Here is a 12,150-nt window from a genome sequence, read left to right as displayed (position 1 = left end):
GTCTTAATTGATTGCCTGATCCTCTCAAGCCCCCTTTTGGTTCTGTACGGTAAGCTTTATAATGTAACTAGGTTAAACCCGTGAGGAGGAATACGTATGACCGAAGAATTATCTCAACCAAAACAGGAATTGAGTGACCTGATTGAACGCCATTCCAATCATAATGGTGCAATGGAAACGGCGATTCCTTCCCTGTTTGTTTATCACCATTCAAGGATTAGCGAGCCAGCATACAGAGTATATAAACCTTCATTTTGTGTGATTGTTCAAGGGTTGAAAGAAGTATTGCTCGCGCAGGAGCGTTATGAATATGGACCTTCAAATTATCTGATTGCTTCCATGAATCTCCCGGTTATCGGGCAGATTATCAAGGCATCCGCCGATGCACCCTACTTAAGTCTCAAGCTTGAATTCACACCGAACCAAATTCTCGAAGTACTGAACGAATGCAATATCAAGGTAACTTTCAACGAAAACGCCAGACGAGCCATGTTCGTAGGTCAGATGGAATCGTCCATTCAGGACGCTGTACTCCGGCTTGTCCGATTGCTGGATACGCCGGGAGAAATTCCGTTCCTTGCTCCGTTATACGTTAAAGAAATTCTGTTCCGCCTCCTTCAGGGACCCTACGGAGGAGAATTGGCGCAGATTGCAGTGGAAGGCAGCAGCACATATCGGATCAGGGAATCGATCGAGTACATCGTTCACCATTGGGAACAGCCATTTCGCATTGAAGATCTGGCTGAGACCGCCAGCATGAGCGTCTCTTCATTCCATCGTCACTTCAAAGAGATCACAGCCATGAGCCCATTACAATTCCAGTAACAATTAAGATTACAGGAAGCCCGGCGACTCCTGATGGCCGAATCTGCAGATGCGGCAGATGTAGCGTTCCGGGTTGGCTACGAGAGTGCCTCTCAATTTAGCCGCGAATATGCACGCATGTTCGGTGCACCGCCAAGAGCTGATATCCGACGGTTGAAAGAGAAATATGATATCGTCTTGAGTGAATAACCGAGATATGCACTCTCTATCTCAAAAAAGCAAACCAAAAGAGGACAACCCCAACGGGTTGTCCTCTTTTCAGTAAATTCAAATTTAAACCAATGCTTCGACCCGTTCAGGCACGTAGATCTCTTCGTGCAATAATTGAGCGATATCACGAGTCAGTGCATCCACATTCTCCTGCCGAGTCGCCCAGCTGGTACAGAATCGCACCGCACTGTGTGTATCGTCAACCTTTTCCCAGAAGGAGAACGTATAACCACTGCGTAATTTCTCAAGCAACAGATTAGGCAGAATCGGAAACTGCTGGTTGGTTGGTGAGTCGTATAGGAAGCGTACTCCCTGCTGTTCGAGTGAATCATGAATTCTCAAGGCCATATCCACGGCATGACGGGAAATATCAAGATACAGACCGTCTTCGAACAAGGTTTCGAATTGAATTCCGAGCAGTCTTCCTTTGGCAAGCAGACCACCTTTTTGTTTGATCATATAACGAAAATCAGGTTTGAGTGCATCATTCAGGATAACAACCGCTTCTCCCATCAATGCCCCAATCTTGGTTCCGCCGATGTAAAATACATCGCACAAGCGTGCAAGATCAGCAAGTGTCATATCGCAATCTCGGGAGGCAAGTGCATATCCAAGACGTGCTCCATCCACGAAAAATGGAAGACCACATGCTCTGCTGACTGTATGCAATGCTTGCAGTTCTGCCTTACTGTACATCGTTCCGTTCTCTGTTGGCTGAGATATGTAGACCATGCCTGGCTGTACACAATGTTCCGGTGACGACTCGTTCATGTGCGCATCGTAGACTGCCCTAACCTGCTCTGGCGTGATCTTTCCGTCCTCGCTTGGAACCGTGAGCACCTTATGCCCCGTAGCTTCAATAGCTCCCGTCTCATGAACCGCAATGTGTCCCGATGTCGCAGCAATCACACCTTGAAATGGACGCAAAATAGAGGCAATCACCGTTGTATTCGTCTGTGTACCACCAACCAAGAAATGAACATCAGCCTGCTCATTGTCACAGGCCAGACGAATAAGCATTCTCGCCCGTTCGCAGTGTTCATCCGTACCATACCCGCTCGTCTGTTCCATGTTGGTTTCCATCAGTTTTTGTAAAATGCGTTCATGCGCACCTTCATTATAATCACATTCAAATCGTATCATCGTGTTGTCTCTCCTGCCTTCTTGTTCAACTTCTCTTGTATGTTCATCATGGAGGTGTATACCTCTTGAATCTCTTCTTCATTCAATTCTTGCATTAATTTCAGGATCTGTTGGTCGGATCGATCATTTAATTGGGCATACAATTCCTCACCCTTGGCTGTCAGACGAATCAGACTGACCCGGCTGTCGGCAGCAGAATCCACTTTCACCAGCAGTCCTTCCTTGGACAGCTTGTTTACGATTCGGCTCATATAACTGCGATCAATTGTCAGTGTATCCACCAAATTGTTCGCAATGCTCTCTCCCCGAATTCCAATCTCAATAATGACCCGTACCTCTGCAAACGAATACCCTGTTCCGAGAATATGCTTATCGAGTACACCGAGTATGTTGGTATAAAAACGGTTAAAACGTCGCATGTCAGCCAGTATATCTGGATTTATGTACTGAGAGTCGATGTCAAACCCTCCTTTTTAGTGGACATTGTCAACATTATAATAATCACGTTTGTGGACGTTGTCAACATTATCTTTTCCTTAGCATTTGATAACCTCATTTTTAACATCCAAACAGAAAAAAACCGCGCATAAGCGCGGCAAGGTTTACTTCATTTAGGTACAAGGTTGTTCTGTCATCGGAGTGGCCAATGTAAATTCAATTTACATGGATTAAGAGTGACTATATTGCACCTGATGAAGACGGCTATATATGCCTCCAGCGGCGACCAATTCCTCATGGTTACCCTGCTCAGCGATGCCATCTGTGTTCACTACAATAATTCGATCCGCATTCTTGATCGTCGTCAATCTGTGCGCAATCACAAGTGTCGTTCTACCCACCGACAATTCTGCAAGTGATTGCTGGATAAGTGCTTCCGTTTCCGTGTCCAGAGCAGAGGTTGCCTCGTCCAGAATAAGAATCGGTGGATTTTTCAAGAACATACGAGCAATGGATAACCGTTGCTTTTGTCCTCCGGACAGCTTCACTCCACGCTCTCCAATGACCGTATCCATACCGTCTGGCAACGTAAGAATTAATTCCTCCAACGAGGCTCGACGGGCGGCATCCCAGATCTGTTCATCCGTTGCACGCAGGTCACCATAAGCAATATTCTCCTTAATCGTACCCGAGAACAAAAATACATCCTGTTGAACAATTCCGATATGCTTGCGCAACGATTGAAGCTTAACGTCCCGAATGTCCACACCATCTACAGTGATGCGTCCCTCTTCTACCTCATAGAATCTTGGCAGCAAGCTGCAGATGGTCGTCTTGCCTGCACCCGAAGGCCCAACAAAAGCCACCGTTTCGCCTGGTCGAACGGACAGACTGATATCACTCAGAATACGCCGACTGGATTCATATCCGAACGAGACGTTCTCAAAGCGAATATCACCCTTCACACTTTCGAATTCAACGGCGTTTTTGCTATCCGCAATTTCAGGTTCTGTATCAATAATCTCCAGATACCGTTTGAAACCAGCGATGCCCTTTGGATAACTTTCAATGACAGCATTGATTTTCTCAATCGGGCGGAAGAAGATATTGGATAAAAGCAGGAAGGCCATAAAGTCACCCATATTGATTCTGCCATCGATATAAAACCAAGCCCCGCTGATCATGACAAACACCGTAACCAGTCGCATCATCATATAACTGACCGAGATACTTTTCGCCATCGTTTTGTAGGCAAGCAGTTTGGTTTTACGGAAATTCTGATTATCCACCGCAAAAAGCTCTTTCTCATGTTCTTCGTTGGCGAACGATTGCACAACACGCATGCCACCAACGTTATCTTCAATGCGTGCATTGAAATTGCCGACGTCTCCGAAAAGTCGCCGATACGTTTTCGTCATCCGCCCGCCAAATACGATAATGACCCAAGCCATAATCGGGATAATGATAAAGGTAAGCAGCGCAAGCTCCAGATTAATGTTAGCCATCAGCCAGAACGATCCGATTAACGTCATCACTGCGATGAACACATCTTCCGGTCCATGGTGAGCCACCTCACCGATATCATTCAGATCATTCGTCAGATGACCAATTAAGTGGCCTGTTTTACGATTATCAAAGAAACGGAAGGACAACTTCTGCAAGTGAGCGAACATCTTCTCACGCATGTTGGTCTCAATATTAATGCCAAGCATATGTCCCCAATATGTAACGACATAGTTCAATACGGTATTAAGTGCATAGATGGATAACAGCACAACGCAGGCAAGCATAATAAGAGGCCAATCCTGACCTGGCAACAATTCATTAATGAATTTGCTTACGGCAAGGGGGAAAGCCAACTCCAGAAGCCCTGCGAGTACAGCGCATCCAAAATCAATTAAAAACAGTTTTTTATAGGGACGATAATACGAAAAAAAACGACGAATCATACTTATTCACTCTCACTCTCCAGATCCTTATTGGGAATTACATCTTCATTTTGCAACTCGAAAAGGTGAATATACTCGTCGATGACCTGATCAATGGCTTTCAACTCCCCACTAATCATTGGGCGAATATGTTCGTACTCCTCCTGTCCAAGTTGTCTGGCGAGCGTCGTTCTTCGATTCTGCATCTGCTCCAGAAATACAAGAATCCGACCGCGGCGGAATGTTTGCGCACCATGGCCCCGTTTTCCCTGATGTTCACCAGGTCCTCTGCCACGTCTTGAACGCTCGCCACGTTGCTCATTTTCACTCATATCACGTTTCGGACGCTCACCTTGACGTACACTTCGATCCGTTTCATTCATATCACGATCTCTCATTTTGCCACCTCCATTGCGCGTATACATTTGTATACAACGCATTCATGTATACGATTGTATACGCGATGACAAGAGGTGTCAACCTTAATTTTCCAATAAAGTAACACGCATGTATGTTCATCATCTCTTCAACCAAAAAAAGCCGCGATTTCGCGACTTCTTTGGTTGGCGACACTACTTTATCTCACTCATAAACTTCCTATATTCTTGAACCATTTCTTTGGATCGGGTGTGATGCAAATAATGATCTCCCTCGAATGTCATCACTTTTCCATGCACAGAATCTTTGACTTGCTCTTCATGCAAGGGAATCCATCCTTCCGTTTCCGTATCATTCGCTTGTAAAAAGAAAATCACAGGAAGATCTTTGGGGAAGGACAAGTTCTCAGCTGCTTTGAAATTAGGACCGAAATTTTCGCCTTCATTCAGGTTGTTCGGATTAAACGTATTTTTGAGTGAAAGTATTCTAATTTGTTCTCTGGTTTCATCATCAACGTTAGGTGCAATCAATTGATCAGGGGCCAGTTTCATTAACAATCGGTAGAATCCTGATTTTTTAAGCAGTTTGTACGTTTCGGTTGGAAATGGATCATCATTACCACCCTGCGTTGGAACGCTGCTATCAATCCCGACAAAGGCACTTACTTCGTTTGGATATTTGTTTACATAATCCAGTCCGTAAATTCCTGAAATGGAGTGACCCATGAGCGTGTAATGATGAATATTAAGCTGCTGTAACGCTTCGTGAATTTCATTAACCATATTTTCAGTTGTACGCTCTTTTTCAGTTACATCACTTAATCCATAACCGAAAGGCTCAATGACAACAACTTTGTAAAATGGCGATAGCTCATCAATTAGCGGTTTAAAATCAAGGGCTGGGGCTGGTGTTCCATATCCGGGAAGTAATACGACCGTTTCTTCGCCTTTTCCTTGAATTAACACATTCATGTTTTTCCCGTCAACCGCTACGGACTGACCATAGGGTTTTATCTTCCCTTCCTCCGATTTATTGCTAAACACATTAACGATAAAAACAGTGGCAATAAATAATGCAATAGCGATAACAATGGCTCCGAATATTTTGAGCAAAATGATTAATATTTTTTTCATCATGATGGTTCTCTCCTGTTGAGTTCGTTTGTTGTACAACTGTTTGGAGCTCCATTCATATTACTTTTTTAATAAAATTTCAAATCGGGAGCCAGCCTCACCTGCAAATACAATACGGCCGTTTTCCGGTAAGACAACTTCGTTCTTACCGCTGACCACGGTGTAATTGATACAAATTCCCGTCTGGTCGTATACGGCAAAGGCGCTATTTGCGGGTATTTTCACCGTCATGACTTTTCCTTTCGCATTCACTGGTACCGAAAACCATTTAGCGTATCCATCTGCTTGAATGGTTGTTGCGGATTGTTTACCCGGATAGATGGGTTTTACAAGTTCCTCACTGGCGTATACATAACCCAAAGCTGTAAGATACTCTCCTCCGTCCTTTTTAGAGAAATGAATGGCCATCGTATCGCGTCCGGCAGTACCCGGAATTTGTAATGGATTAACTGCTTCATTTGCTCCAATAATCTTATTATTGGACATATAGCCTGGATTCTCTTGATTCAGCTGAATAGGCAGGATTGATGAAGCATTGAGATAGACCATGGATGTGTATTTCTCATTCACCAGGTAATATTTTTTACCATCACGCTTTTCCCATGCGGCCGTAACCTCTTTGGATAATTCATTGGCTTCAAGCTTCTCCGCATTATATTCTGAGAAAGCCAGCTGTCCGAGCCCTGGAACGGATATATAAGATCGAGACCACAGGTAGGTATTCCCGTTTTTCTCCACAACGAATTTCAACTTTTCTGTACCTTCGTCGTTAACAAAAGTACCATCTGCTGTATAGGTGTATTCTTGAGCCGGATTGCTCGGAGCAGTAAGTGAAGATACAGTCAGTTGTCCAGCCGGATTTATTTTGATCTTCGTAACTGAATTATTGCCACCATATATACCTGCAAACTTGGAGATTTCCATAGGCATTTCTGCCTTCACGGGTACGCCAAATGATTTTTCCGGCTTCCGTTCTGTAATAACTCCCTTTTCCTCAAGTGCGCTGAGTAATAATTCATTCGCAATGAATTGATTGGTTAAGCTCGACCCGCCCGAAGAGATTACGGCTGCAGCCATGTTGTGTTCCGGGAGTACCGTTAATGAAGACTGATAAGATAACGTATCTCCGCCTTTCATAACAGCCTTTATGCCGTATTCATTGAATGGGAACAAATTCACACTATCCCACCCTAACCCGTAAGACATAAGCGTATCGCTATCCTCTGACCACATGCCTCTTTTATACTCTTCTTGCTCCATAGCTTGTACAGACTTACTGGAAAGAATGCCCTTGACCTCTCCCGTGAAGATTCGTGAGAATTTGACCAGATCTTCAGCGGTGGAATACAGACCTCCAGTCGCGATGATATTATAATTCTCTTTTGGAAGTTGTCCCGCATAAAAAGGGGAATAGATTCCCGCCATTTCTGTCGGGTTAACCACATCCTGTGGCGTCTTGGTATGATTCATATCCAAAGGCTCCGTAAAATACTTGTGTATAAATGCGGTATAACCCATGCCACTAACTCTTTCGACCAAAATCTCGGCTAATGTAAAGCCATCGTTGCTGTAGACGGAGTATGCGCCGGGATCTGCCTTCAGGTTTTGATTCGCCAATTGCTCCAGTAATGTATCATGTGAATACGTGTCATTATCTCCGTACAAGGTGGCATTGTTGAATGAACTTCCCAGAAGACCGGAGGAATGATTTAGCAACATGCGGGGTGTGATCTGTTTGTATCGGTTATCTTTCATTTTAAAGTCAGGCATATAGTTCACAACAGGCACATCCAAATCGATTTTGCCTTCGTCAACCAGCTTCATTACAGCGGCAGTAAGCATCATTTTACTGGTTGAACCGATACCATAGATGGTGTTCGAAGTAAGAGGCACCTTATCGTTTAGATCGTTCTTGCCCGTTTGACCAGACACCACAATCTCTCCACCATCGATGAGTGCATATTGCAGACTCGTCGTACCGTACGTCTCAGTCAGTAATTTGGCTTTTTCGATCACGGCTTTCTTCGTTGTCTCATACGTAAGTTTACTGTTGTTATTCATGACAGCCGGTGCGGCCATGGCAGATAACGGGGCTAACATGGTTAACACTAGAGTTAAAGCTGCAATTGAAGTTCGTTTTGTGACTGTTCTCTTGACCACGTTCATTTTCTCTTGTTGTATCATTTGCATCTTCTCCTGTGAGGATCTCTTTATTAGAGTATCTTGCTTTGGTGCTAAAATAAGCTTAACGAATATAAATGTACTGCTCGTGACGTCTATATGAACCGAATATGAACAGGCAAAATAATTTGAATACATCATGATTCATGATCCTTGATTCTTCCTTTTTCGCCATAAAAATATCCCCTTTAAGTAGACACTTAAAGGGGATAAACACTCGTCTATTTCAATGAAATTTCAAATTTGGAATCAACGTCACCTGCAAATACAATGCGGCCGTTTTCAGGTAAATCAACCTCATTTTTACCACTGATGACGGTGTGATTAATATAAACACCCTTTTGATCATATACGGCAAAGGCGCCATTTGCGGGCATTTTCACCGTCATGACTTTTCCTTTCACCGTTTCGGGTATTGAAAACCATTTCGCATAACCGTCTGCTTGAATCGTAGTTACCGATTGTTTGCCCGAATAGAGTGGTTTTACAAGCTCCTCACTGGCGTATACGCTTCCTACGGCTTCAATGTACTCTACTCCATTCTTTTCGGAGAAATAAATCTCCTTGGTATCACGTCCAGCCATGCCAGGGATTTGCAGCTCGGTGACTGCTTTGTTGGCTCCAACAATCTTACTATTGGACATATACCCTGGATTCTCTTCGTTCATATGAAAAGAGAGAATTGGTGATGAATGGAGATAGACCGTTGATGTATATTTCTGATTGATCACGTAATATCTTTTACCTTCGCGCTTTTCCCATGAGGCGATAATAGCCTGGGATAATTCATTCGCTTCCAGCTTCTCCGCTGTGTATTCTGAGAAAGCTAACTGTCCAAGTCCTGGCAAGGATATATAAGAGCGAGACCACAGATACGTGCTTCCGTTCTGCTCCGTCACGAATTTCAACTTTTCTGTACCTGCATCGTTAACAAAAGTACCATCCACTGTATAGGTATATTCTTGAGCCGGATTACTCGGAGCTGTGAGTGAGGATACAGTCAGTTGTCCAGCATGATTCATTTCGATCTTCTTAACCGAATTATTGGCGCCGTATATGCCGGCATTCATGGGTACTTCTTTAGGCATATCCGCCTTCACTGGTACGCCAAATGATTTTTCCGGCTTCCGTTCTGTAATGATGCCCTTTTCCTCAAGTGCGCTGAGTAATAATTCACTCGCGATGAATTGATCTCTGGCACTTGTCCCACCTGATGAGGTAACGGCTGCAGCCAGATTATATTCCGGCAGTACGATTAATGAGGAGTGATACGATATCGTATCTCCACCTTTCGTAATGGCCTTGATGCCATATTCACTGAATGGGAACAGATTCACACTATCCCACCCTAACCCGTAAGATATAGACGTATCGCTTTCCTCCGGCCACATGCCTCTTTTGTATTCTTCTTGCGCCATGGCTTCGACCGACTTACTGGAAAGAATACCTTCGACCTCTCCCGTGAAAATTTGTGAAAATTTCACCAGATCTTCAGCCGTAGAATAGATGCCTCCCGTAGCGATGATATTATAATTCTCTTGTGGAAGCTGACCTTCAACCAAAAGAGAATAGATTCCCGCCATGTCTGCCGGGTCAACCACATCCTGTGGTGTTTTGGTATGCTTCATATCCAGAGGCTCCGTAATATAGTGGTGTATAAAATTCGTAAAACTCATGCCGCTGACACGTTCAACCATAATCTCGGCCAGCGTAAAACCGTCGTTACTATACACCGAATATGCCCCCGGATCTGCCTTCAGGTTTTGATTCGCTAATTGATCGAGAAACGTATCGTGTGAATACGTATCATTATCCCCGTACAATGTAGCATTGCTGCCCGTGCTGCCTAGCAGACCGGAGGAATGATTCAACAGCATGCGCGGTGTGATTTGTGTATAGCGCTGATCTTTCATTTTAAAATCAGGTAAATAGTTCACAACAGGCAGATCCAAATTAATCTTTTCCTCATCAACCAGCTTCATTACAGCAGCTGTAAGCACCATTTTGCTAGTTGATCCTATGCCATAGATTGTATTGGAAGTAAGTGGCACCTTGTCCTTTAGATCGTTCTTGCCTATCTGACCAGACACCACAATCTCTCCACCATCGATTAATGCATATTGCACACTGGTCGTATCATACGTCTCGGTAAGGATCTTCGCTTTCTCTGCTACTATTTTCTTGGTTGGTTCATACGTCAGATCGCTGTTGTTACTCGTAGCTGGTGCGGCCATGACTGACATTGGAGCTAACATCGTTAACACCAGCGTTAAGGCGGTGATTGAAGTGCGTTTTCCCTTTTGCCATCCCATTCACATCATCTCCTGAGTTTACATGTTTGTTTTGGTTGATTAGAGCTCTTCTGGGTCTACAAATTTCACCTCCGGATACAAGTCGTTCGGTCCCTGAATCAAATCTCCACCCGTTCCTTTCAGTTGCTTGTTAAAGAAATCGAGTACATATTCGTTTACGATGTTTGATCCTCTTTTACCATTGATATCTCCTGTGATCCCGGACAGTTTAACCAGCTCCGAATAGAATTGAAGGTCTGTGAAATTGAAGTGTTGGGTTCCTTCTATATAAATCACATCCCCCTCATGTTCGATAACTTTCTTCATAATGTGAAGCTCATCTGATAGAGATTTAGTTACTTCGTCATCCGAATTTCGATCCATTTCAAAATTGACTAACCAGTCTTCAAAACTTCCCGATCGGATGAACATAAACGGCTTGTTTATATCATCTCTATTTTCCACTTCATATAATGACCCATCCATATTAACCCCAGCCTTGATTCGAGGATCTAAATACGTTGCATTAAACGCGGTTGCACCCCCAAAAGAATGACCCATCGCGCCGATGTGATCTAGATCTATTTTTCCTTTAAACTGACTTTCGATTGCACCTGAATTCAGCTTTACGATTTGATCGATTACAAACTCCACGTCTTTCGTCCATATATCCCCTGTTTTTATACGTTCATCTAGTGTAGTCGTACTTTTTTTATAATCCGTTACACGGCCGTCCGGAAAAAGGGTAGCAAAGGTGCTATACGTATGATCGATGGTGACCACGATATACCCATGACTGGCCAGATTCTCGGCCTGTGATGCATGTAAAACTCTACTGGTTCCCATGCCATGAGATAGCAGTACCACGGGATAAGGACTTGCAGAAGGTAATATTTCTACATTTTCATAAGAGTTGGTTTGACTATACTTCCAGTAGTTGAGCACAAATTCAGGCAGTTTTAAAGAAGTAGAGAAGCTCTGAATATACTTTTTGAACATTTCTTTATCTTTTGGAAACAGCGTGTCACGCTTGTTGTTATTCATATTCTCAGTAGGGTACCAGAATTGAACCATTAGTTCCCTCTTGTCGCTTTGATCTTCAGTGAAGATTTCGTCTCTGTTCTGGTCTGTTAAATGAAATGTTTGAGTACCTACTTTCTCTGGACCATCAAGCTTCGGCAAATTAAAGACAGGTAAGTATACAGACAAGACAGTAGTACCAACAAGCAGAATGACGATTAAGGAAGATAAACTATATTTCAACAACTTCCCTATTTTTAGACTGTTTATCTTTTGGAAATGTCTCAGTAAAACGATGATTATGAATAAAGCAGTCATGATATATACCACAAGCAACTGCCATCGGTATCCCTCAACCAACAATTGAACTACGAGTATAACGCTACTTCCGATCCCCACACCCAAGCCTGTTTTCTTTGCACTTCTTTTAATAAATAGTAGGTCTATAAGTAAAGCCAAACAGGATAAAACTAAAAGTATCTCAAATAATCTCATTTGAATTCCTCTCTCATCACGGCAACAGCCGAATTGATCATATTATGGAAAAACCGTCCTACAGGACGGTTCTTCATATTCGTTAATACATATCTGTTAAGTCACGAG

8 protein-coding genes and 1 pseudogene are annotated in these 12,150 nt (G+C 43.4%); 1 reads left to right on the top strand and 8 read right to left on the bottom strand.

The features are described 5' to 3' along the window. Nucleotides 1-96: 96 nt before the first annotated feature. Nucleotides 97-1,014: pseudogene (locus MKX75_RS13490) on the top strand (AraC family transcriptional regulator). 84 nt (nt 1,015-1,098) lie between these two features. Here MKX75_RS13490 and MKX75_RS13485 read toward each other — a convergent pair. From MKX75_RS13485 to MKX75_RS13450, 8 genes are all read right to left on the bottom strand, one after another. Next, nucleotides 1,099-2,178, bottom strand: coding sequence for a low specificity L-threonine aldolase (locus tag MKX75_RS13485; protein WP_339169972.1), 1,080 nt, complete (start codon nt 2,176-2,178; stop codon nt 1,099-1,101). Beyond that, nucleotides 2,175-2,597, bottom strand: a complete 423-nt coding sequence (locus tag MKX75_RS13480) for a MarR family winged helix-turn-helix transcriptional regulator (protein ID WP_036670809.1) — start codon at nt 2,595-2,597, stop codon at nt 2,175-2,177. The genes MKX75_RS13485 and MKX75_RS13480 overlap by 4 nt, the downstream gene beginning before the upstream one ends. Nucleotides 2,598-2,846: 249 nt before the next feature. Beyond that, complete coding sequence (locus tag MKX75_RS13475) at nt 2,847-4,565, bottom strand: ABC transporter ATP-binding protein (RefSeq protein WP_062834277.1); 1,719 nt, start codon at nt 4,563-4,565, stop codon at nt 2,847-2,849. A gap of 2 nt (nt 4,566-4,567) precedes the next feature. After that, a complete protein-coding gene (locus MKX75_RS13470; RefSeq protein ID WP_339169971.1) occupies nt 4,568-4,942 on the bottom strand; it encodes a hypothetical protein in 375 nt (124 codons plus the stop codon). A gap of 174 nt (nt 4,943-5,116) precedes the next feature. Continuing rightward, complete coding sequence (locus MKX75_RS13465) at nt 5,117-6,058, bottom strand: alpha/beta hydrolase (protein WP_062834276.1); 942 nt, start codon at nt 6,056-6,058, stop codon at nt 5,117-5,119. Between the two features lie 57 nt (nt 6,059-6,115). Beyond that, a complete protein-coding gene (locus MKX75_RS13460; protein WP_339169970.1) occupies nt 6,116-8,239 on the bottom strand; it encodes a serine hydrolase domain-containing protein in 2,124 nt (707 codons plus the stop codon). 218 nt (nt 8,240-8,457) lie between these two features. Continuing rightward, a complete protein-coding gene (locus MKX75_RS13455; RefSeq protein ID WP_339169969.1) occupies nt 8,458-10,548 on the bottom strand; it encodes a serine hydrolase domain-containing protein in 2,091 nt (696 codons plus the stop codon). A 39-nt stretch (nt 10,549-10,587) separates the two neighbouring features. Continuing rightward, nucleotides 10,588-12,042, bottom strand: a complete 1,455-nt coding sequence (locus tag MKX75_RS13450) for an alpha/beta fold hydrolase (protein WP_339169968.1) — start codon at nt 12,040-12,042, stop codon at nt 10,588-10,590. Nucleotides 12,043-12,150: the final 108 nt, after the last annotated feature.

Origin of the sequence: Paenibacillus sp. FSL R5-0341 (assembly GCF_037975235.1) — a bacterium.
GTDB classification, from domain to species: Bacteria; Bacillota; Bacilli; order Paenibacillales; family Paenibacillaceae; genus Paenibacillus; species Paenibacillus amylolyticus_A.
This window is presented reverse-complemented; position numbering and strand designations above follow the sequence as displayed.

Excerpts from the sequence above, each read along its gene's own strand:
- MKX75_RS13450 (WP_339169968.1), bottom strand. The coding sequence starts at position 12,042 with ATGAGATTATTTGAGATACTTTTAGTTTTATCCTGTTTGGCTTTACTT.
- MKX75_RS13460 (WP_339169970.1), bottom strand. The coding sequence starts at position 8,239 with ATGATACAACAAGAGAAAATGAACGTGGTCAAGAGAACAGTCACAAAA.
- MKX75_RS13480 (WP_036670809.1), bottom strand. The coding sequence starts at position 2,597 with ATGCGACGTTTTAACCGTTTTTATACCAACATACTCGGTGTACTCGAT.
- MKX75_RS13465 (WP_062834276.1), bottom strand. The coding sequence starts at position 6,058 with ATGATGAAAAAAATATTAATCATTTTGCTCAAAATATTCGGAGCCATT.
- MKX75_RS13485 (WP_339169972.1), bottom strand. The coding sequence starts at position 2,178 with ATGATACGATTTGAATGTGATTATAATGAAGGTGCGCATGAACGCATT.
- MKX75_RS13475 (WP_062834277.1), bottom strand. The coding sequence starts at position 4,565 with ATGATTCGTCGTTTTTTTTCGTATTATCGTCCCTATAAAAAACTGTTT.
- MKX75_RS13455 (WP_339169969.1), bottom strand. The coding sequence starts at position 10,548 with ATGGGATGGCAAAAGGGAAAACGCACTTCAATCACCGCCTTAACGCTG.
- MKX75_RS13470 (WP_339169971.1), bottom strand. The coding sequence starts at position 4,942 with ATGAGAGATCGTGATATGAATGAAACGGATCGAAGTGTACGTCAAGGT.